Source organism: Methylomonas lenta (assembly GCF_001644015.1).
Taxonomy (GTDB): Bacteria; Pseudomonadota; Gammaproteobacteria; order Methylococcales; family Methylomonadaceae; genus Methylomonas; species Methylomonas lenta.
In genome coordinates this window covers 1-20,256 of sequence record NZ_LUUI01000152.1, presented here as the reverse complement: position 1 = coordinate 20,256, position 20,256 = coordinate 1, and the positions used below count along the sequence as shown (strand labels likewise).

The 20,256-nt window shown below is 45.3% G+C and carries 23 protein-coding genes; 18 read left to right on the top strand and 5 right to left on the bottom strand.

The annotated features are described in order from the left end of the window. Positions 1 to 4 precede the first annotated feature (4 nt). Entirely contained in the window at positions 5 to 199 is a 195-nt protein-coding gene (locus A1359_RS19015) for a hypothetical protein (RefSeq protein WP_066987109.1), read from the top strand. 158 nt (positions 200 to 357) lie between these two features. Here A1359_RS19015 and A1359_RS19010 read toward each other — a convergent pair whose 3' ends face one another. From A1359_RS19010 to nagZ, 3 genes are read right to left on the bottom strand one after another with little or no spacing between them, the layout of a single operon-like run. After that, on the bottom strand, positions 358 to 1,110 hold the full coding sequence (locus tag A1359_RS19010) for an S-methyl-5'-thioinosine phosphorylase (protein WP_066987106.1): 753 nt from the start codon (positions 1,108 to 1,110) through the stop codon (positions 358 to 360). Further along, positions 1,110 to 1,652: a hypoxanthine-guanine phosphoribosyltransferase gene (locus tag A1359_RS19005; protein WP_066987103.1), complete on the bottom strand. Its 543-nt coding sequence runs from the start codon at positions 1,650 to 1,652 to the stop codon at positions 1,110 to 1,112. Before A1359_RS19005 ends, A1359_RS19010 begins: the two co-directional genes overlap by 1 nt. Further along, entirely contained in the window at positions 1,645 to 2,661 is a 1,017-nt protein-coding gene (gene nagZ / locus A1359_RS19000; RefSeq protein ID WP_232322380.1) for a beta-N-acetylhexosaminidase, read from the bottom strand. Before nagZ ends, A1359_RS19005 begins: the two co-directional genes overlap by 8 nt. 66 nt (positions 2,662 to 2,727) lie before the next feature. On the opposite strand from nagZ, the gene A1359_RS18995 reads away from it, so the two are divergent. Both A1359_RS18995 and A1359_RS18990 read left to right on the top strand, forming a co-directional pair. Continuing rightward, positions 2,728 to 3,129 (top strand): flagellar basal body-associated FliL family protein, encoded by a 402-nt coding sequence (locus A1359_RS18995; protein WP_066987097.1) that lies wholly within the window; start codon positions 2,728 to 2,730, stop codon positions 3,127 to 3,129. Positions 3,130 to 3,487: 358 nt separating this feature from the next. Beyond that, positions 3,488 to 4,552 (top strand): alpha/beta hydrolase, encoded by a 1,065-nt coding sequence (locus A1359_RS18990; protein WP_066987094.1) that lies wholly within the window; start codon positions 3,488 to 3,490, stop codon positions 4,550 to 4,552. Positions 4,553 to 4,565: 13 nt separating this feature from the next. On the opposite strand, the gene A1359_RS18985 is transcribed toward A1359_RS18990, so the two are convergent. Next, positions 4,566 to 5,264 carry a ComF family protein gene (locus A1359_RS18985; RefSeq protein ID WP_066987091.1) on the bottom strand — a complete coding sequence of 233 codons (699 nt, stop codon included), beginning with the start codon at positions 5,262 to 5,264 and terminating at the stop codon, positions 4,566 to 4,568. A gap of 67 nt (positions 5,265 to 5,331) precedes the next feature. On the opposite strand from A1359_RS18985, the gene bioB reads away from it, so the two are divergent. The 10 genes from bioB (at position 5,332) to A1359_RS18935 (ending at position 14,899) form a co-directional block, all read left to right on the top strand. After that, the gene (gene bioB, locus A1359_RS18980; RefSeq protein ID WP_066987088.1) at positions 5,332 to 6,321 is read left to right on the top strand and encodes a biotin synthase BioB; all 990 of its coding nucleotides are present in this window, start codon (positions 5,332 to 5,334) and stop codon (positions 6,319 to 6,321) included. Then, a complete protein-coding gene (gene bioF, locus A1359_RS18975; protein ID WP_066987085.1) occupies positions 6,321 to 7,481 on the top strand; it encodes an 8-amino-7-oxononanoate synthase in 1,161 nt (386 codons plus the stop codon). Before bioB ends, bioF begins: the two co-directional genes overlap by 1 nt. After that, positions 7,478 to 8,239 carry a pimeloyl-ACP methyl ester esterase BioH gene (gene bioH, locus A1359_RS18970; RefSeq protein WP_083960729.1) on the top strand — a complete coding sequence of 254 codons (762 nt, stop codon included), beginning with the start codon at positions 7,478 to 7,480 and terminating at the stop codon, positions 8,237 to 8,239. Before bioF ends, bioH begins: the two co-directional genes overlap by 4 nt. Continuing rightward, positions 8,236 to 9,027: a malonyl-ACP O-methyltransferase BioC gene (gene bioC / locus A1359_RS18965; RefSeq protein WP_066987083.1), complete on the top strand. Its 792-nt coding sequence runs from the start codon at positions 8,236 to 8,238 to the stop codon at positions 9,025 to 9,027. The genes bioH and bioC overlap by 4 nt, the downstream gene beginning before the upstream one ends. A 1-nt stretch (position 9,028) precedes the next feature. After that, positions 9,029 to 9,688, top strand: a complete 660-nt coding sequence (gene bioD / locus A1359_RS18960; RefSeq protein ID WP_066987080.1) for a dethiobiotin synthase — start codon at positions 9,029 to 9,031, stop codon at positions 9,686 to 9,688. A 92-nt stretch (positions 9,689 to 9,780) separates the two neighbouring features. Next, complete coding sequence (locus tag A1359_RS18955; RefSeq protein ID WP_066987078.1) at positions 9,781 to 10,176, top strand: bacteriohemerythrin; 396 nt, start codon at positions 9,781 to 9,783, stop codon at positions 10,174 to 10,176. A 244-nt stretch (positions 10,177 to 10,420) separates the two neighbouring features. Further along, positions 10,421 to 11,647 carry a cytochrome c oxidase subunit II gene (gene coxB / locus A1359_RS18950; RefSeq protein WP_083960728.1) on the top strand — a complete coding sequence of 409 codons (1,227 nt, stop codon included), beginning with the start codon at positions 10,421 to 10,423 and terminating at the stop codon, positions 11,645 to 11,647. Positions 11,648 to 11,699: 52 nt separating this feature from the next. Continuing rightward, on the top strand, positions 11,700 to 13,316 hold the full coding sequence (gene ctaD, locus A1359_RS18945; RefSeq protein WP_066987075.1) for a cytochrome c oxidase subunit I: 1,617 nt from the start codon (positions 11,700 to 11,702) through the stop codon (positions 13,314 to 13,316). Positions 13,317 to 13,468: 152 nt separating this feature from the next. Then, entirely contained in the window at positions 13,469 to 14,011 is a 543-nt protein-coding gene (locus A1359_RS18940) for a cytochrome c oxidase assembly protein (protein ID WP_066987073.1), read from the top strand. A 12-nt stretch (positions 14,012 to 14,023) separates the two neighbouring features. Further along, entirely contained in the window at positions 14,024 to 14,899 is an 876-nt protein-coding gene (locus A1359_RS18935) for a cytochrome c oxidase subunit 3 (RefSeq protein WP_066987070.1), read from the top strand. A 60-nt stretch (positions 14,900 to 14,959) separates the two neighbouring features. On the opposite strand, the gene A1359_RS18930 is transcribed toward A1359_RS18935, so the two are convergent. Next, on the bottom strand, positions 14,960 to 15,226 hold the full coding sequence (locus A1359_RS18930; RefSeq protein ID WP_066987066.1) for a twin transmembrane helix small protein: 267 nt from the start codon (positions 15,224 to 15,226) through the stop codon (positions 14,960 to 14,962). Between the two features lie 88 nt (positions 15,227 to 15,314). Between A1359_RS18930 and A1359_RS18925 the strand changes: the two genes are divergently transcribed. The 5 genes from A1359_RS18925 to ftsX are packed head-to-tail and all read left to right on the top strand — an operon-like array spanning position 15,315 to position 20,233. Further along, positions 15,315 to 16,052: an SURF1 family protein gene (locus A1359_RS18925; RefSeq protein WP_066987195.1), complete on the top strand. Its 738-nt coding sequence runs from the start codon at positions 15,315 to 15,317 to the stop codon at positions 16,050 to 16,052. Further along, positions 16,045 to 16,635, top strand: coding sequence for a hypothetical protein (locus A1359_RS18920; protein ID WP_066987063.1), 591 nt, complete (start codon positions 16,045 to 16,047; stop codon positions 16,633 to 16,635). The genes A1359_RS18925 and A1359_RS18920 overlap by 8 nt, the downstream gene beginning before the upstream one ends. Positions 16,636 to 16,639: 4 nt before the next feature. Beyond that, complete coding sequence (ftsY, locus tag A1359_RS18915) at positions 16,640 to 18,607, top strand: signal recognition particle-docking protein FtsY (protein WP_066987060.1); 1,968 nt, start codon at positions 16,640 to 16,642, stop codon at positions 18,605 to 18,607. Positions 18,608 to 18,611: 4 nt separating this feature from the next. Next, the gene (gene ftsE, locus A1359_RS18910; protein ID WP_066987057.1) at positions 18,612 to 19,268 is read left to right on the top strand and encodes a cell division ATP-binding protein FtsE; all 657 of its coding nucleotides are present in this window, start codon (positions 18,612 to 18,614) and stop codon (positions 19,266 to 19,268) included. 2 nt (positions 19,269 to 19,270) lie between these two features. Next, positions 19,271 to 20,233, top strand: coding sequence for a permease-like cell division protein FtsX (ftsX, locus tag A1359_RS18905; protein ID WP_066987054.1), 963 nt, complete (start codon positions 19,271 to 19,273; stop codon positions 20,231 to 20,233). Positions 20,234 to 20,256: the final 23 nt, after the last annotated feature.

The following is a 20,256-nucleotide window of genomic DNA, read 5'->3' as shown; positions in this document are numbered from 1 at the left end:
TGTGATGAGTGAAGTACAAGAAAAAGATAATTTTTGGCTCTATATCGCTTTGGCAATCGTCATGTCCATAGGAACCGTTCTGTTGGTTAAGAATGCAGAGCATGACAAATATGTAACTGCCGCAAAGAATATTGCTGAAGACTCAAGTAATTCAGCTTACCGTAATGATGTAATTCACCTGGGTGGTGCCCAAAAGTAATTTGATCGTAGACATTCGGGAAGTATAAGATTTTTCTGAATGTCATGTTTTACCGATATCGTATCGATAAAGTTGATTGATGATAGTGCTTGATCTTCACTCCCCTTGTCCTGACGAAACAAGGCAAGGGGAGCCTCTATTACACACTGTTGAATCAGTTACACCAGCGTTAAATCAGGCAATAAAGTAATGGCTTGTAATAACGCAATCGCTTTACTCATCCCGACTTGCAGATTCTTTTCAATTTCTGCCATGGTAATTTCCCCGGGCACAATGCCGGCACCCCAATTAGCTACCACCGATAAATTGGCATAATTGATTTCCAGTTCTCGCGCCAATGAGGCTTCCGGCATGCCTGTCATACCAACCAAATCGCATTTGTCTTGCGCCATGCGTCTGATTTCGGCAATGGTTTCCAGCCGTGGCCCTTGGGTGCAACCGTAAGTACCGCTTGCGGTAATCATGATGTCGGCATTGTGAGCAGCCTGAATGATGCGCTTGCGAAGCAGGGCGGAATAGGGTTCGCTAAAATCGATATGGTTGACATGCTCCAGATTATCGGCAAAAAAAGTATGTTCACGGCCATAGCTGTAATCGATAATTTGATCCGGAATAGCCAAATGGCCCGGCGCCATCTGCTTAGCTATGCCACCTACCGCTGCCACTGCGACAATGTCGGTTACACCCAGTTGTTTCAGTCCCCAGATATTGGCGCGATAATTTATCTTGTGCGGCGGGATACGATGCGGATTGCCATGGCGAGCTAAAAAGATCAGTTTTTTGCCGTTCATTTCCCCAAACACATAATCTGCGGAAGGCTTGCCGTAGGGAGTGTCCAGAGTTTGCTGGCCGGTAATGTCCAAGTCACTGATTTGAGTTAAACCCGTGCCGCCTATAATTGCTAATGTCATTAGAGTTCCTTGCAGGCGTATATGCCGGTTGCGTTTCTAAGGTAGCCTTTGTAATCCATGCCGTAACCAAACAAATAATGATTGGCAACCTGTAAACCTACAAAGTCAGCCTGTATGGGTTTTTCGCAGCCTAAATCCTTATCCAGTAATACTGCGCTATAAACTGATGTGGCTGCCTGTTGCTGACACCAATCGACCAGGGCTTTTAATGTATGGCCTTCGTCCAATATGTCATCCACGATCAACACATTGCGCCCTTTTAAAGGTGTGGACGGTTTAAATAGCCAGTGAATCTCACTGCCTGAGGTTTGGTTTCGATAACGACTGGCGTGGATGCTGTCCAGTGTCAGCGGAAATTTCAAGCGTGGCAGCAGTTTGCCTGTTGCAATGATGCCGCCGTTGATGACGCATAAGATAAGCGGATTTTTGTCGGTCAGCTGATGAGTGATTTCGATAGCCATTTTGTCCAGCGCTGCTTCCACGGCCTGTTCATCATGCAGTAATACGGCGTCCTGTTCGATTTGTTTGATTTCGTTAAGCATGGGTTTCAGTCAATTGTTTGATTTGCGCAGAGACTTGCTGCCATTGTTCGGTTTTAAATAATGCTTGCCGATTGAATTGTCCACGTCCGCGCATCGCTTGTAAGCGACGCTCGCGATCACTGTTTTGGCTGACGGGCAATCGATCCAACACCTGTTCGGCAGCAGCAGGATTATTACACACCAGCAACATGTCGCAGCCGGCTTGCTGTGCCAGCTGGGCGCGATCCATGAAATCACCTACGCCGGCCGCAGCTTCCATGCTTAAGTCATCGCTAAAAATAGCTCCATCGAAGCCCAGTTCTCCACGTAATATTTGTTTCAACCAGATGCTGGAAAAGCCGGCCGGCATGTCGTCAACCTCAGGATAAATCACATGTGCTGGCATGATGGCTTCCAGTCCTTCATCAATCAGGCGCTGAAAAGGCAGCAAATCTTTGGCACGGATTTCACTCAATGACCTGGTATCGATGGGTAAGGCTAAGTGTGAGTCCGCAGCTACGCCACCATGACCGGGAAAATGCTTGCCTGTGGCAGCCATGCCTGCTGAGCGCATACCTTTACGAAAAGCGGCAGCTAATTGCGCGGCTTGCTCAGCATCCATGGAAAATGAACGGTTGCCGATAATTTGGCTAATGCCGCAATCAACATCCAAAACGGGCGCGAAACTGAAATCTACGTCAACGGCTAACACTTCTGCAGCCAGCAGCCAGCCAGCAGCTTCAGCCAGTTCGGGTTGTTCTGCATAACATGCGGCAGGCGGTAGACGGGTAAATCCATTTTGAAAGCGCTGTACCCGACCACCTTCCTGGTCCACAGCAAGCAAAATATCGCCTTTGCGGGCAACGCGAACGGCTTTGATTAAAGCTTGTATTTGTTCAGGATTATCATAGTTTCTGGCAAATAAAATCAAGGCGCCGGTATTGGGGTGATTGATTTTTTCCTTGTCCAGCGGGGATAGTTCGTGGCCTTCCAGGTCTATCATGACCGGGCCGATAGGGTGTCGTCTCATGGTGGTATAGGGTGAAAATAGATATACTGTAAGGCAATTAATTTCCGCATTATAGGAGGAAACAGTATGCAAAAACTTATTTTATTGGTCGCTCTAATACTGATGCCGATGATCGGTTTCGCCGGGGATGATAAAAAAGAAGCTGAGGAGGGTCCTGTCATTGAATATATAGAAATGACGCCAAAATTTACCGTGAACCTGGCTGAACCTAAAAAATATCTACTTGTAAAAGTGCAGTTATTGGTAGAGGGTGCCGAAAATGTGGAAAAAATAAAAAAAAATATGCCCATGCTGCGTCATGAAATAATTTTGATGCTGAGCGGTATACCTAGAGCTGATTTAGAAACAATGGAACAACGCGAAGCGCTACGGGTCAAAACGAAAGATCTAATCACTGAGGCGTTGGCCAAAACTAAAAACAGCGATGGTTTCAGGGATATATTTTTCTCCGAATTTCTAGTCAATTAATTGACTAGGTAAAGCAGTCGAGCATTGAACCATAATAAGTTTTGATAAAACAAAGGCATATTGCTTATCTGGTTACGATTCCTTTTTGAACTTTAGAGTCTTTTACCTCTAAATTGCCCTATTGATATTCTGGGAGGTGTGAAGGGGTAAGTAATGTAGGAAGATCACCATCGCGAATAACTTGACCTTTTCCTTGTAATCCGAAACGATGCAGAAGAATTCAATCTGTGCCGAAATGGTTATAGGCATATAATGCAGCTGTCAAACTTTACTAGCAAGTTGGCAGAAGTTTTGTACATCTGATATATCAAATACGCTGTTGAAATTTAAATTTGTAAACTAGGCATTGTGGTTGTTTATGTCATTCATTTTTTGCGAATTATTCTGCTCAAGTAAAGGCCGATTGCTGCTGTTATTAAGCGTATTGTTGCTGATTAACGGCTGCACGCCAGCGATGGTCAATCCCGAATCGACGGCCTGCTGCGGGCATCTGATTGAGCAGGCTTATATTACTGCCGATGGCACAGAGCTGCCATTAAGTAGTTGGGCTGCGGCTAACCCTAAGGCGATTGTTATTGCGCTGCATGGTTTCAATGATTATCGTCAGTTCTTTGCCGCTGCTGCTGAATATTTGCAGCAACAACAAATTTCCAGTTATACCTACGATCAGCGTGGTTTCGGTGCCAGTCCTAATACCGGTATTTGGGCTGGTAATGATGTTTATGCAAAGGACTTAACTCAATTTACCAAGCTTATTAAAGCTCGTCATCCGGCTGTTCCAGTATATTTGCTGGGGGAGAGCATGGGGGGGGCGATTGTCATAGATAGTATGACGCGTCCGGAAAAGCCCGAGGTGGCCGGTATTATTTTGTCTGCACCTGCGGTTTGGGGACGACAAACCATGCCTTGGTATCAGACGTCTTTATTGTGGAGTTTGTATCACACGCTACCCTGGCTCAGCTTGACGGGTAAAGGGTTGGCAGTAATGCCGTCGGATAACATCGAAATGCTGCGGGCACTGGGCCGTGATCCGCTGATCATTAAAGAAACCAGGGTCGATGCGATTTATGGTCTGGTCAATTTAATGGATACGGCATTAAGCTCGGCCGAGAAACTGAATACACAAATCTTGTTACTTTACGGCGAAAAAGACGAAATCGTGCCACAGGAGCCCACCAAACAGTTTGTCATTGGTCTGTTGTCTCAGCAGCATGAGAATAAAACCATCGCCTACTATAGCAACGGCTATCACATGTTGTTACGTGATCTTCAGGCGCCGCTGGTCTGGAAAGATATCGCAGGTTGGATCTCAAACGCTGATGCTGCCTTGCCTTCAGGGGCAGATCGCAATCTGAGTCGATTAGTGCAACCAATCCCTGAAAGCGTTGGCGAAAATGTGGTTGGGAAGTTGGTTACAGAGTGAGTTATTCAATAGATCAAGCCCGAGCGCAAACCCACACCTCAACCCGGCTTATGCCGTGTTCTTTTAATGCTTTTGCCAGCGCCGAAGTGGTCGCACCGGTAGTCATAACGTCGTCTACAATAGCAACGTGCTGGTAATTCAATGTATGTGTCACAGTAAATGCCCGTTGCATATTTTTCCGGCGTTGTTTGGCCGGTAACTCGGTTTGGTGTTTAGTGTCTCTATTGCGGATACAGCTATTCAAATCTAGCGGAAGCGACAATTGTTTGGCTAGATGACGAGCGATTTCTATCGATTGATTAAAGCCGCGTTCGCGGTAACGGTTGCGATGCAAAGGTACCGGAATAATGCATTCGGGTAACTCCACGCTTTGGATCAGATGTTGAGCTAATAAAGTTCCCAGCAAACGTGCATGTTTATAGTTTTGATGAAACTTAAGCTGGCTTATCAGGTAGCGCAAGCTGTCGTTATACAGAAAAGGCGCATGAGTTTCATCGAAACCCGGCGCTATCTTTAGGCAGCGTCCGCATAATTGAGGCGCAGGTATGGCCATATCAAAGTGTACTCCGCAACGGTAACAGCAGGCATGGTTTGCGGGTAGATCGTCAAAACAGGCTTTGCAGAGATCCAGACCGGCAAAGCCAGGCTCTCCGCATAAGATACAGCGCAGCGGCAGACATTTGTTCTGTATAATATTCAGCCAGTTGTTCACTTAAATATTTTAAAAAGGTTGATAAGCGCCAGTTCGCAGATTGCCTGTTTGTTTGGAGAGTACCAGAATGTCTATCACACCGGAACCCATTAAAATCAATGCGCCCTTACGTCACGACTGGCAGTTGGCTGAAATTGAAGCCTTATTTGCCATGCCGTTTAACGACTTGTTGTTTAAAGCGCAAACCGTACATAGGGTTTATTTCGATCCTAATGAGATTCAGGTTAGCAGTTTATTGAGCATCAAGACCGGTTCTTGCTCCGAAGATTGTGGCTATTGTCCGCAAAGTGCGCGTTATGATTCCGATTTAAATCCGGAAGCCTTGATGCCTGTGGATGCGGTATTAAAAGCGGCGCAACAGGCGAAAGATCAAGGTGCCTCAAGGTTTTGTATGGGTGCAGCCTGGCGTAGCCCGAAAGATCGTGATATTGAGCGAGTGGTGGAAATGGTGCAAGGTGTCAAATCCATGGGGCTGGAAACCTGCGTGACCTTGGGGATGCTAACCGACAAACAAACTCAGGCACTAAAAGACGGTGGTTTGGATTATTACAATCACAATCTGGATACTTCCGAAGATTATTATTCTGAAGTGATTACCACGCGTACCTATCAGGATAGATTGGATACTTTGGGTCGGGTGCGCGATGCCGGTATCAATGTCTGCTGCGGCGGTATCGTCGGCATGGGTGAGTCGGCAGTCGATCGGGCCAAATTGTTGCTACAACTGGTTAATATGCCCAAGCATCCGGAAAGCGTACCTATTAATATGTTGGTACAAGTCGAGGGTACGCCGTTGCATGGTATCGAGTCGCTGGACCCTTTGCAGTTTGTCCGCACTATTGCGGTAGCCAGGATTTTGATGCCGCAATCGCGGGTGCGTCTGTCTGCCGGACGCAAGGATATGAGTGATGAAATGCAGGCTTTGTGTTTTCTGGCTGGCGCTAACTCGATTTTCTATGGCGATAAGCTGCTGACTACCGATAACCCGATGACCAATCACGATCAGCAATTATTTGATCGCTTGGGTGTGCGTATGGGCGGCTCCAGTTACGCCTGATGGCTAATAGCTTTTACGATATCGCAGGCCAATTAGCGCAACTCAAACAGCAAGGTCTTTATCGAAGTCGTCGGCTGGTCGATAGTCCGCAAGGTGTATTGTTAAAAGTTGATGGCAAACAAGTCATCAATTTTTGCAGCAATGATTATCTGGGCTTGGCTAATCATCCTGAAGTCGTGGCTAGGTTTAAACAAGCCGCAGATCAATACGGAGTCGGTAGCGGTTCTGCGCATTTGATTTGCGGTCATAGCAGTGCGCATCACGCCTTGGAAGAAGAACTGGCTGAATTTACCGGTCGGCATAGGGCTTTGCTGTTTTCCACCGGTTACATGGCTAATCTGGGGCTGATTTCAGCTTTGGTTGGACGCAGCGATACTGTGCTGGAAGATAGGCTGAATCATGCCTCGCTGTTGGATGGAGGATTACTGTCACGTGCGCAGTTCCAACGCTATCGGCATCTCGAAGACAATGATTTACAAGAAAAATTGGCCGCTTGTACCGGTAAAGCTTTAATTGTCAGTGATGGTGTGTTCAGCATGGATGGCGATTTGGCGGATATGCCAAGATTGGCCGAGTTGGCTAAGCAATATCAAGCGGGTTTATTGGTAGACGATGCACATGGACTGGGTGTGCTGGGAAAATCCGGTGGTGGCATTGTTGAACATTATGACTTGAGTACAGATGATGTGCCGATTCTGATGGGTACTTTGGGTAAAGCCTTTGGTACTTTTGGGGCCTTTGTGGCGGGTTCTGACGACTTGATCGAATGGTTGATCCAAAAAGCCAGAAGCTATGTATTTACTACAGCGATGCCATCAGCGATTGCCGAGGCAACCCGCGTGAGTCTGCGTTTATTGCAAACAGAAGTTTGGCGGCGGGAAAAGTTGCAGCACTTGATTAGCCGGTTCAAAGCTGGCGCTCAGCAGCAAGGTTTGCAATTAATGGATTCTGTTACCGCAATTCAGCCCATATTGATAGGCGATAGCCAGCGAGCGGTTGATATGAGTGCCGCCTTGTTGGCGCAAGGATTTTGGGTGTCGGCCATCCGGCCACCGACTGTGCCGGTTGGCACTGCGCGTTTAAGAGTGACATTTTCTGCTGAACATGAATATCATCAAGTCGACGCTTTGCTGGATGCTTTGGGCAAGGTGATCGCGTGACCAAAATCCATGTTGAAGTTATTGGGCAGGGCCAGCCTTTGGTAATGCTTCATGGCTGGGCCATGCATAGTGGTGTCTGGCGAGGGTTTGCTGAAAAACTGGCTCAGCATTGGCAAGTCATTTGTCTGGATTTACCAGGTCATGGACATAGTGAGGTGGTTACGCCTTTTAGCTTGGAAAATATTGGCGACGCCTTGCTGCAGGCGATACCCGTACAACATTTCATCTTGTTGGGCTGGTCTTTAGGTGCCACCGTAGCTATGTCTATGGCGGAACGTCATCCTGAACGAGTACAAAAACTGATAGTGCTGGCGGGTAATCCGCACTTTGTGCAAGCCGACGATTGGCCGGGGGTTAAATCTGAAGTGCTGGACGCGTTTATCGAATTGTTGAAAACCGATGTACAGCAAACCCTAATTCGATTTTTAGCGCTGCAAGTAAATGGTTTGTCGCACGGTAAGGCATTGTTACAGTCTTTAAAGTTGGCATTGCAAGCGTGTCCGCCACCACAAATTGCGACACTGCAAGCTGGGTTGGATATATTAAAAAACAGTGATTTGCGCCAGTTTATACAAGAAAATCATTTGCCCGTGAGCCTGATTTTAGGCGACAAAGACACTTTAATCCCGCTGGCAACTAGTCAAGCTCTACAGCGACTGAATCCGAATATTGGTTTGCACGTGCTTGAGGGAGCGGGTCATGCGCCATTTTTATCTCATCCGCAACAGTTGCAGGATGCAATCAATACGATGTTATGACAAGCGAAGCGCATCTGGATAAAACAAAAGTTAGGCACTCATTTGCCGCCGCAGCAGAAACTTATGATGGCTTCGCTAGCTTGCAAAGACAGGTGGGATTGGAGTTACTGTGTCGGTTTCCGCAAACTAAGTCTGCAGGCGTGTTATTAGACTTGGGGTGTGGCACCGGATTTATCAGTCATCAGCTATCGACAGCCTGTTCCGGCAAGCAGATGATTGCCTTGGATATTGCCTTGCCGATGCTACAAACCAGTCGCCGAAAATATCCGGCTATGCCGGTGCAGTATTTGTGTGCTGATGCAGAAAAATTGCCAATTGCCAGTAACAGTATCGATCAAATATTTTCAAATCTAGCATTACAGTGGGCAGAGGATTTGCCAGCCATCTGTGCTGATTTTAAAAGAGTACTAAATAAACAAGGTCAATTGATTTTTGCCACTTTTGGGCCTGAAACCTTGGTGGAGTTAAAGTCTGCCTGGGCCAAAGTGGATGATTTTACCCATGTAAATGTTTTTCATTCAGCCGATCAGATTCATGATTTTCTAAAAGCAGCTGGGTTTAAACAGATTTCTCTGCAAACCCAATTGTATCAATCTGTATATTCTGATGTGGAAGCACTGATGCGTGAGTTAAAAGGCATAGGCGCACATAATGTTAATCGGCTTAGAAATCCTAAGCCAACCACTAAAGCGCAACTTAAAAACATGATCAGGCATTACCCTGCACAAATGGCGGGGCAGGGCATAATTGCCAGTTATGAAATCATTTTTGTGAAGGCAAGTATTTAAAATGGCAAGCGGATTTTTTATCACCGGCACCGATACGAATGTCGGTAAAACCTGGGCCACTATTACCTTAATGCATGCCTTGCAGCAGCAGGGACAAAAAGTGGTGGGTATGAAGCCAGTCGCTGCAGGCTGTGAATGGCATCAAGGTGGTTGGAAAAATCAGGATGCGATGTGGCTGCAACAATATGCTTCGATCGCCTTGGACTATAAGCAAATCAATCCATATGCTTTCGAACAAGCTGTTTCGCCGCATATCGCATGCGGTGAGACAGCTGTGAGTCTAGCTGTTATCCGGAAGCAATTTCAAAAATTGCAAACCTTAAGCGATTGTACTTTGGTAGAAGGAGCTGGCGGTTGGTTATCGCCGCTTGGGCAAGCATTGGATAACGCCGAATTGGCAACGGCTTTGCAGCTGCCAGTGATATTAGTGGTGGGAATGCGGCTGGGATGTATCAATCATGCTCGTTTAAGCTATCAGGCCATAAGTCAGGCAAAACTGGATTGTGCCGGTTGGTTAGCTGTGCAGTTGGAGGCGGACATGCCAGCATTCGCTGCGAATTTAAGCTATATACAGGACACTATTCAAGCGCCGTTATTGGGTGTATTGCCTTATCTGGAAAATCCTGATTTTGATTTTTTAGCAGAGCACGTCAAAATATAAACATGAAATATTGTTGATTCACATCAAATTTTTCTTAAGGTTTTTATTGAAAATGCGAACTCCTAAATAAAAAAATAACTCGGAGGTATGCTATGGCGTTAATCACCTGGACTGCAGAAAAGTATGGTACCGATGTTGGCTTTGCCGATCAGGAGCATAAAGTCCTGTTTGATCTTTTAAACAAACTGTATGACGAAGCAACCAGTGGTGCAGCCCGCGCTACGATAGGTGCGTCGCTGGATGCATTAATTGCCTATGTCGTCGATCATTTTGCGCATGAAGAAAAAGAAATGGTAGCCAAGGGTTTTGCTGGTTACGAACGTCATAAAGCAGAGCATGTTGCCTTAGTGGGTATTTGTGCCGATTTACAAAAAAAGTTTCATGCGGGTGAAGCCGATGTGACAGACGAAGTTGGGCAAATGGTAAAAGGTTGGTTAGATAGTCATATTCCTACTTTTGATATGGCTTATTCGGCAGCGTTAAAGTAATAAATTGTTTTATATTAAGAAACAAAGGCCCGCGAATAGTTGTATTCGCGGGCCTTTTTTTTATGTTGTTTAACATGTCGGGAAAAGCTCTTCTGGTTTAGCGAGGAGTCATAGGTTAGAATCTCCAGGTTAATTTGTGATAACTTTTGGTAAATGGAAGAGTAAGTCTGCTTGAGGGCAGGTCGCTGGATTACAATAAGATATACGCATACAAGTTTATAACTACAATCGAGGAGGCTGCTCCGTGAAGAAAACAAAGCAACTGTTCGCGTGTTTGGTTTTGATGGCCATGGGCCTCGGAACTGCGCATGCGGCCTATACACTAAACCTCATGAAAGGGGTGACGCAACTCAGTAATGAGATATACGATCTGCATATGTTAGTGCTGTGGATTTGTGTATTCATTGGTGTTGCGGTGTTTGGTACCATGTTTTATTCAATTTTCCATCATCGTAAATCCAAAGGCCATGTAGCAGAGCAGTTTCATGAAAACACCACTGTTGAGATTATTTGGACCATTATCCCAACTGTAATTTTGGTGGCTTTGGCTATCCCCGCCACTTATGCGGTGATTGACCTGGATCAAGTAGTCGAACCTGAAATGAGTATCAAGGTTACCGGTAAACAATGGTACTGGGATTACGAATATTTGGGTAATGGCATTCACTTCGAAAGTCATCTGGATGAAGCCAGTGAAAAAGTGCATCGGACTAGCGGTATGGATCCGCGCTCAGTCCCCAACTACTTGCTGAATGTTGACAACCCGCTGGTAGTGCCAACCAAAAAGAAAATCCGCTTTCTGTTTACTGCGGCTGATGTAATTCATTCTTGGTGGGTACCTGAATTAGGTTGGAAAAAAGACGCAAACCCCGGTTTTGTCAACGACGCATGGACTTATATTGAAAAACCCGGTACTTACCGTGGTCAATGTACCGAACTTTGTGGACGTGACCATGGTTTTATGCCGATAGTCGTCATCGCGATGGAGCAGGAACAGTATGATGCTTGGGTGAAGGCAACTCTGGATAAACAAAACCAAGCAGCTGACTTAAGCAAACAAACCCGAGCGTCTTTAATGGCTAAAGGTGAATCGGTCTATTTGAAAAACTGTGTGTCTTGTCATCAAATCGATGGAAAAGGCATAAGTGGTTGGTATCCTGCGCTATCTGGTAGTGAAAAAGTGACTGGTAATATTGATCAGTTAATCGGTTTCATTCAAGCGGGTACCAGCAAAATGCCATCGTTTAAAAAATTGCCCGCTAACGACTTGGCCCAATTGATTACCTATATCAGGAATTCAGCAGATTTGGGAAATAACGTTAACGATGAATTCCAACCTTGCGAAATGTTATCGCTGGATGATTTGGACGATATGTTCCCGGATATTGAAGATGCGGGTCAATTGTGCAAAGAGTTTGGAGAGGTCAAACCCGTGAAGGTCTCAGCTGAAAGCAGCGCCGGATCTGAATAAAAAGACAATCTCAGGTTGAATTCACTTTCTAATATTTGTTGAGGTATTAAGTATGACTGCTGTCGTAGCTGAACATGATGATCATCACGATCATCACGATCATGGTCCTGAAAAGGGCGTTTTAAGATGGTTATTTACCACCAATCATAAAGACATAGGCACCATGTATTTGGTGTTCTCTCTGATTATGTTCTTTGTGGGCGGTACCATGGCTTTGATCATTCGTGCCGAATTGTTCGAGCCTGGATTGCAATTTGTCGATCCACAGTTCTTTAACTCGATGACCACCATGCATGCGTTAGTAATGGTGTTCGGTGCGGTGATGCCGGCTTTTGTTGGTTTGGCTAACTGGATGATTCCGATGATGATCGGAGCGCCGGATATGGCCTTGCCGCGTATGAACAACATGAGCTTCTGGATGTTGGTAGCGGGTATTTTATTGATGGCCAGCACCTTGTTCATGGAAGGCGGCGCGCCTTCAGCTGGCTGGACATTTTATCCACCATTGGTATTGCAAACCGGCAATGCGATGCCATTCGCGGTGTTTGCTGTACACATGTTGGGTGTTTCATCCATCATGGGTGCTATCAATGTGATTGCCACTATTTTCAACATGCGTGCCCCTGGCATGACTCTGATGAAAATGCCTTTATTCGTCTGGACCTGGTTGATTACCGCGTTCTTGTTGATTGCCATCATGCCAGTATTTGCCGGTGCGGTAACCATGCTGTTGACTGACCGTTTCTTCGACACCAGCTTCTTCGATGCGGCTGGCGGTGGTGATCCGGTGTTGTATCAACATATTTTCTGGTTCTTCGGACATCCCGAAGTATATGTGATGATTCTGCCGACTTTTGGTGTAGCTTCCACCATCATTCCCGTTTTTGCCCGTAAACCTTTATTCGGTTATGCATCTATGGTTTATGCAACCGGTGCGATTGCATTCTTGTCATTCATCGTCTGGTCGCATCATATGTTTACCGTGGGTTTGCCCGTTGCCGGTGAGTTGTACTTTATGTATGCCACCATGCTGATCGCTATTCCGACTGGGGTAAAAATCTTTAACTGGACTGCAACCATGTGGAAAGGGGCTATGACTTTTGAAACCCCCATGTTGTTTTCTATTGCTTTTGTAGTGTTATTCACACTGGGTGGCTTCACTGGTTTGATGATGTCGCTTGCTCCGCTTGATTTTCAATATCACGACAGCTATTTTATTGTGGCGCATTTTCATTACACGCTGGTGCCTGCTTCGGTCTTTATCCTGATGGCGGCGGGTTATTACTGGTTGCCAAAATGGACCGGTCATATGTACAACGAAAAAATCGGTCAATTGCATTTCTGGCTATCGGCAGTTTCAGTGAATATTTTGTTCTTCCCGCAGCACTTTTTAGGCTTGGCAGGTATGCCGCGCCGGATACCTGATTACGCAATCCAATTTGCTGATTGGAATATGGTGTCCAGTATTGGTGCCTTTATGTATGGCTTTAGTCAATTGTTATTCGTGTATATTGTCATTGACACTATTCGTGGTGGTACTGGTGAAAAAGTAACGGACGAAGTATGGGAAGGTGCTAGTAAACATGGATTGGAATGGACTGTGCCTTCACCGGCGCCATACCATACATTTTCGACTCCACCGGAAGTCATTCCAACCGAGCATTTTTAAGCTTGCATATTAATGAGGCTGCTGCCCCATTCTGTTTGAATGGGGTAAGCTGAAAAAATGAATACCAAGAAAAAAAATATCCTGACCGCTGTTATTTTAATTGCGGTAGCGGTTACGATTTATGTGTTTGCGGTAATGCAGGCGATATCGGAATGAGTGAGGAATTGAAGCAGAAGAACGCTAAGCTGGTAAAAAAGCTGGTTATAGTGGCGCTGCTGATGTTTGGCTTTGGCTATGCTTTGGTGCCACTCTACGATGTGCTTTGTAATCTCACAGGGCAAAACGCTAAATTGCAGGAATCGGCTGAAGCTGAGCAAAAGTTTGTGGTTGATGAAAATAGAGAAGTGATTGTTGAATTTGTCACTTCTGTTAATGAATCTACCCCGTTGGATTTTCGTGTAGAAACCTCCAGTATAAAAGTTCATCCTGGGCAATATTACACTGTGAATTTTTATGCCAAAAACCATCGAGCAACACCGATAAAGGCTCAAGCTATACCCAGTATAACGCCGGGACTTGCAGAAGAATTTTTTAAAAAAATACAGTGTTTTTGTTTTAGTTTGCAGACGTTCGAAGCGCACGAGGAAAAAACCATGCCGGTAAGGTTTGTGGTGAATCCGAAACTGCCAGAGCGCTATAAAACCATTACGCTGTCATATACTTTTTTTGATTTAACTAATAATACTGAAAACTGAGAGGGGAAAGCTATGTCTACACACGATGCTTATTACATCCCGCATAAGGCGGTTTGGCCAATCATGGCAACTGCTGGCTTGATGCTTATGCTGGCTGGGTTTGCTAACTATTTAAATGGCTCATCGATCGGTCCGGGCATGATGCTGGTTGGCTTTTTGGCTTTTCTTGTCATGCTGGGACTATGGTTTACACTGCAATCGAAAGAAAGCGAATCCGGCATGTACAGTCACCAAGTCGGTATTTCCTATCGCATGGGTATGATGTGGTTCATTTATTCCGAAGTAATGTTCTTTGGGGCATTTTTTGGCGCGCTTTGGTATGCGCGTAATATCTCGATACCGCATTTGGGCGACAGTGGTGCGTTTAGCGGACCCGGTCGTTCCACGCACGACATATTATGGCCTGCTTTCCAAGCAATATGGCCAACTAATGGGCCTGGCAATGTCGGAGGCGATTATGAGGCTATGGGTGCATTCGGATTGCCATTTATCAATACCATGTTACTACTAACCAGTGGTGTCACCTGTACTTGGGCGCATCATGGTTTGTTAGCCAAAAAGCGTGATCAACTGATCAAAGGCTTGATAGCGACCGTTAGTTTAGGGTTTTTATTCGTCACTTGCCAAGCTATTGAGTACTATGAGGCTTACCATGAAATGGGTTTAACCTTGGGCTCAGGAATTTACGGCTCTACCTTTTTCATGTTAACTGGTTTTCATGGTTTTCATGTTTGCGTCGGAGCGATCATTTTATCTGTGATATTGTTTAGAAGCTGGAGAGGACACTTTACGCCGGAAAACCATTTTGCCTTTGAAGCGGCGGCTTGGTATTGGCATTTTGTTGACGTAGTCTGGTTAGGCTTATTTGTCTTTGTTTACCTTTTGTAATGTCTGTAAAATGATAAAAAGCGCGTTCCGATTGGTTCGCGCTTTTTTTTTGGGGTAAAGCTAGGGGTTGGGTTGGGGTTGATCCGTGTTGCTTGATTGAATTTGTTGGATTCTGGCGCCAATACCGCTGGGTTGGAAGATGCCGGCGGCAAAGGCAATAAATAACAAAATGAATAAAACCAGGGATAAGCCAATTCTATAGGTTAGAGCTTGTGCAGTTTTAAGCGATTGTTCTTCGGAACCACGCTTGACTAGATGAAACATTGCCGATCCTAAGCTGGCGACGATGGCAATAAAAAAAATAACAGCAACAATATTTATAGTCATGGTAAATCGGTATAAGAAACAAGATTAGTTATTCTGGATGATTCAAGGCATCTTGCCAATCAATTTAACGCAGTTTGCGAAAGGCTCTATGAAATTCATGTTATTTAACCGACACGTTCAGTTTTCCTGGATAGGTTTGGCTGTTTATTTGATGTTGGTAACATTGTTATGCAGTTTGGGATTTTGGCAGTTAGATCGCGCTGAACAAAAAAAGCAGATTTTAACTCAACAAGCACAGGCTTTGAGTGTTGCCAGTATTAACTTAAATCAAGAAACGATACCAACTGTCGAGGCAGTACGTTACCAAAATGCCACAGTAATAGGGCGCTATGATGATGCGCATCAGTTTTTACTGGATAACCAAATAGTTGACGGTAAAAACGGTTATTTTGTGCTAACGCCTTTATTCCTAGATGGGCAGAGTAGGGCGGTGCTGGTTAATCGTGGTTGGGTTGCATTAGGCAAGGATAGAAATTTATTACCGGCAGTTGACATAAAAGAGCTGCAAGTCCGACTTGCTGGTCGTATTAATCAATTTCCCTCAGTTGGCATAAAGCTGAAAGGTGCTGAAATTCCTACCGAAACCTGGCCTTCTGTCGTGCAGGTGATTGATAGTAAGGTGTTATCGCAAAAATTGGGCTATCAGTTGGTCGACTATCAGATTGAATTAGACCCTACTGCAGCAGAAGGCTATAAACGAAAGTGGACGATGAATACGCCAATCCCACCTGAAAAACATCAGGCCTATGCAGTACAATGGTTCGGTTTGGCGCTGACCTTAACGGCGCTATTTATTTGGATAAGCATTAAGAAACGCAGTGAATAAACAGCATAAAAAAAACCGCATCACTATTTTGGTGATATTTGCGATGTCTATCATTCCATTTGCCTTTGCTTGGTATTTGGCCGATAACCCCGGAAAAGTCAAATTGGGCAGTAATAATGGCGACTTGATCAGCCCACCATTACCCACAGAGTTGAAAGACTTTGCCGGCTACGATGCTTTTTCAGCAGAAAATATCAATCAGTTGCAAGGACATTGGGTTTTAATCAATGTACTACCAGAAGCTCAGTGTTCGGAAGCCTGCCAGGATGGCTTGTATAAAACCCAGCAAATTACTTTAATGTTGGGCAAAGATATTGCCCGCATCCGTCGTTTGGCCGTGATTTATAATCAAGCCGAGCAACCCTTGCCAAAACAATGGCAAGAAGATGCTCGTTTGTTAAAAGTAGTGCCATCGGCTGAGTTAAAGGAAATTATCGCCAAAACGTCCGCAAAAGATGAGCCGGGTGGTTTATTGATTATGGACCCCTTGGGTAACCTGATGATGAAATATCCCACCAACTACGATCCTTACAAAGTCAGAAACGACTTAAGCAAATTATTAAGAATCTCTCAAATCGGTTAGACACATGTTTAGAAAATTGACTCTGTTCTGCGCCTTTTTGGCGCTGTTAGTTATTGTTATGGGTGCCTATGTTAGGTTGTCCGATGCCGGACTCGGTTGCCCCGATTGGCCAGGTTGCTATGGCAAAGCCGTCGTCAGCAATAGCGCACAGTTCAAAGCGGATGCCGAGTCTGTATTTCCGGATAGCCCGTTGGACACTGCGAAAGCCTGGAAAGAAATGACGCATCGTTATTTGGCAGGAGCACTGGGTGTTTTTGTGCTGGCCCTACTGATGATGGCTTTCGGTTTAAAACAACAGCGCGCCGCAGCGATAACCTGGTCTACATTATTACTGATATTAGTGGCGTCGCAAGCAGCATTAGGCATGTGGACAGTGCATTTAAAAGTGATGCCTCTGATGGTGACGCTGCATTTGCTACTGGGCTTTATTACCTTTTGGGCATTTAGTTGGACGTATTTACGCACCCATCAACAAATTCGCTTACGTACTGAAAAGTCTGTGCCGGCAATTTTTGCAGTTTTTGCCATGCTGATACTGTTTGTGCAGATTGCGTTAGGTGGTTGGGTCAGCAGTAATTATGCTGCACTGGCTTGTACCGACTTTCCACGCTGCCAAGGCCATTGGCTACCGGATAGTGGTTATGCCGAGGCGTTTAATCTTTTTGTTAAAGATGGAGCTACATTCTCTGTGGCTGCAAAAGTCGCTATCCATGCCTTGCACAGAGTGGGTGCTTTAATTACCTTTTTCGTGTTGTTCCTGCTGATGATGTCTGCAACCTCAGAACAATACCCCCGACCAGTGCGCCGCAGTGGCGTACTGTTGAGTATTCTGTTGTTTGTGCAGATTGTATTGGGCATTTTTACTGTCAAGCAGGGTGTACCTCTGGCAATGGCAGTGGCGCATAACGCATTTGCTGCTCTGTTGATGCTACCAATACTGGGGATAATCTTTTTCAGTCGCTATGCTCTTTCTGCTGAAGAACAGGCAGATGTTGACATATTGCCGGAAATTCCATCAGAAGTACTGCAACCGGCAATTCCGCTGGAGCCCGAGTCGCTATTTCTGCGCCTTAAAACGCAGCTCAAAAAAACCAGAGGCAGTATTGACGGTGTTTTAAGCGGTTTAAGTTTTGGACAAAATGCCGTTACGCGAGACTTGCTGGCTGATGTTGAAGCTAGCTTAATCATGGCTGATATGGGGATAGAAACAACCGGCGAAATTATCAAACATTTAACAGAGAATTTAGAAAAAGATCAGTTAAAAGATGGTGAGGCTCTAAGTCAGGCTTTAAAGCAGAATTTGTTTGATATGTTGCAGCCTTGTAGTCAGCCTTTGCACATCACAAAACAAGATGACCCATTTGTGATTTTAGTGGTGGGTGTTAACGGTGCAGGTAAGACTACTTCGATAGGTAAATTGGCACATCGCCTACAAGCGCAAGGACACAGTGTGATGCTGGCGGCTGGCGATACTTTTCGTGCTGCCGCAGTAGAACAATTGCAGGCCTGGGGTGAACGTAATAATGTGCAGGTGGTTGCGCAGCACTCAGGTGCAGATTCAGCCTCGGTTATTTTCGATGCGTTACAGTCTGCCAAAGCCAAAGGCGTGGATGTGCTGATCGCCGATACAGCAGGTCGATTGCATACCAAATCTAATTTGATGGAAGAGTTAACTAAAATCAAACGTATTATGGCCAAACTAGATACCACAGCGCCGCATGAAGTGTTGCTGGTGCTGGATGCAGGCACCGGGCAAAATGCGTTATCACAGGCGCGTTTGTTTAATCAATCTGTAGGATTAACCGGTTTAGCTTTGACAAAACTGGACGGCACTGCAAAGGGTGGGGTAATCTTCGCCTTGGCTAATCAATTGAAGATTCCGATTAGATTTATCGGTGTCGGCGAAGCCATCGAAGATTTACAAGATTTTGATGCGAAAACTTTTGTTGACGCCTTGTTTGTGAAAGACTAACAGCATGTTGAGATGTGAACACGTATGCAAGCGCTACCCGGATGCAGGAGATGCGCTGGTAGATGTTAGCTTGAATTTGGGTCGCGGCGAAATGGCATTTTTGACCGGTCGCTCCGGCGCTGGAAAAAGCACGTTATTGAAACTCATCGCCATGATGGAGCAATCGACTCGAGGTAATGTCTTTTTGGATGGCAAAGACATTAGCCGGATCAGCGAACGTCGAATTCCTTATTTACGCCGGAATTTGGGCTTGATCTTTCAGGATTACAAGCTGTTAAATGATAGGACTGTATTTGATAATGTGGCCTTGCCATTAATTGTATCAGGCTACCCGCATCCGGAAATTTCTCGGCGGGTGCGAGCCGCCCTGGATAAAGTGGGGTTGCTCGGTAAAGAACGCAAACATCCTTTAGCGCTATCAGGTGGCGAACAACAACGAGTGGGTATTGCCAGAGCCATTGTAAACAAACCTAAACTCATTTTAGCCGACGAGCCTACAGGTAACCTCGATCCCGATTTATCAGCAGAGGTGATGAACATGTTTGAGCAATTTACCCAGGTCGGGGTTACAGTTTTGATAGCGACCCATGATATTGAATTGATCAACCAACTTGGTCACCGAGTATTAACGCTTGAACAAGGGCATTTGCTGCCGTGTTAACTATGAAGCAAACCCACCGGAAGCGCACCGGCCAGCGATTGGTCGAAAAATTTCATGCCTATTTACTTAATCATGCCCATGGTTTATTTTCCAGCTTGGGTCGATTAAGTCGAGCACCGTTCACATCGGCAATGACCATACTGGTATTGGCCGTAGCTATTTCGTTAGCGGGTTGTTTTTATATAGTGGTAGCTAATATTCAGCAATTAACAGGCAACCTGCAAGCTAGCAACCAGATGTCGCTATTCTTAAAAGAGCACGTCACGGAAACTGCCGGCCAAAAAATGGCCGATCAACTTGCGCAGAATACCAATATTGAAACGATCAAATTCATTAGTAAAAAACAGGCGATGGATGAATTTAAAGCCAATAGTGGTTTTGGTGATGCTTTAAATGCATTGGATAACAACCCGTTGCCAAATGTGATACAGGTATTACCGAAAGACGTTCTTGATAGTCGAGAAGCTATCGATAATTTATTGGCGGAATTTAAACAAATACCCCAAGTAGAGTTTGTGCAAGTGGATATGCAGTGGGTGGAACGCTTGCAAACCATCATGATGATTGCCAGTCGAGGTGTGACAGTGGTCGGCATATTACTGGGGTTTGCGGTAACATTTATCACCGGGAACACTATTCGTCTGGAATTGCACAATCGGCAGGATGAAGTGCTTATTTCTAAGCTGGTGGGTGCTACACACGCCTTTATTCAACGGCCATTCTTGTATACTGGATTTTGGTTGGGCTTTATCGCCGGCTTTTCCGCCTGGTTGATCATTACCATTATGTTGCTTATTTTGGAAAGCCCGGTTGAAAAACTCTCCTCGCTGTATAACAGCTCATTTGAACTGCTGTTTTTAAGTTTTTCTGAATTTATACTGATGTTAATGATTGCGTCGCTGCTTGCTGTGTTAGGTTCCTGGGCCGTTTTGCATTACCAGTTACGTCAGCTTAAACCCCACTAAGGAGTATGCATGAAATATCATAT

Coding starts and splice junctions, on each gene's coding strand:
- nagZ (WP_232322380.1), bottom strand. CDS start 2,661: ATGAGACGACACCCTATCGGCCCGGTCATGATAGACCTGGAAGGCCAC.
- bioC (WP_066987083.1), top strand. CDS start 8,236: ATGACAAGCGAAGCGCATCTGGATAAAACAAAAGTTAGGCACTCATTT.
- ftsX (WP_066987054.1), top strand. CDS start 19,271: ATGAAGCAAACCCACCGGAAGCGCACCGGCCAGCGATTGGTCGAAAAA.
- A1359_RS18935 (WP_066987070.1), top strand. CDS start 14,024: ATGTCTACACACGATGCTTATTACATCCCGCATAAGGCGGTTTGGCCA.
- A1359_RS19015 (WP_066987109.1), top strand. CDS start 5: ATGAGTGAAGTACAAGAAAAAGATAATTTTTGGCTCTATATCGCTTTG.
- A1359_RS18995 (WP_066987097.1), top strand. CDS start 2,728: ATGCAAAAACTTATTTTATTGGTCGCTCTAATACTGATGCCGATGATC.
- bioB (WP_066987088.1), top strand. CDS start 5,332: ATGTCTATCACACCGGAACCCATTAAAATCAATGCGCCCTTACGTCAC.
- bioF (WP_066987085.1), top strand. CDS start 6,321: ATGGCTAATAGCTTTTACGATATCGCAGGCCAATTAGCGCAACTCAAA.
- A1359_RS18925 (WP_066987195.1), top strand. CDS start 15,315: ATGAAATTCATGTTATTTAACCGACACGTTCAGTTTTCCTGGATAGGT.
- A1359_RS18940 (WP_066987073.1), top strand. CDS start 13,469: ATGAGTGAGGAATTGAAGCAGAAGAACGCTAAGCTGGTAAAAAAGCTG.
- ftsY (WP_066987060.1), top strand. CDS start 16,640: ATGTTTAGAAAATTGACTCTGTTCTGCGCCTTTTTGGCGCTGTTAGTT.
- ftsE (WP_066987057.1), top strand. CDS start 18,612: ATGTTGAGATGTGAACACGTATGCAAGCGCTACCCGGATGCAGGAGAT.
- ctaD (WP_066987075.1), top strand. CDS start 11,700: ATGACTGCTGTCGTAGCTGAACATGATGATCATCACGATCATCACGAT.
- A1359_RS19005 (WP_066987103.1), bottom strand. CDS start 1,652: ATGCTTAACGAAATCAAACAAATCGAACAGGACGCCGTATTACTGCAT.
- bioD (WP_066987080.1), top strand. CDS start 9,029: ATGGCAAGCGGATTTTTTATCACCGGCACCGATACGAATGTCGGTAAA.
- A1359_RS18930 (WP_066987066.1), bottom strand. CDS start 15,226: ATGACTATAAATATTGTTGCTGTTATTTTTTTTATTGCCATCGTCGCC.
- A1359_RS19010 (WP_066987106.1), bottom strand. CDS start 1,110: ATGACATTAGCAATTATAGGCGGCACGGGTTTAACTCAAATCAGTGAC.
- A1359_RS18955 (WP_066987078.1), top strand. CDS start 9,781: ATGGCGTTAATCACCTGGACTGCAGAAAAGTATGGTACCGATGTTGGC.
- A1359_RS18990 (WP_066987094.1), top strand. CDS start 3,488: ATGTCATTCATTTTTTGCGAATTATTCTGCTCAAGTAAAGGCCGATTG.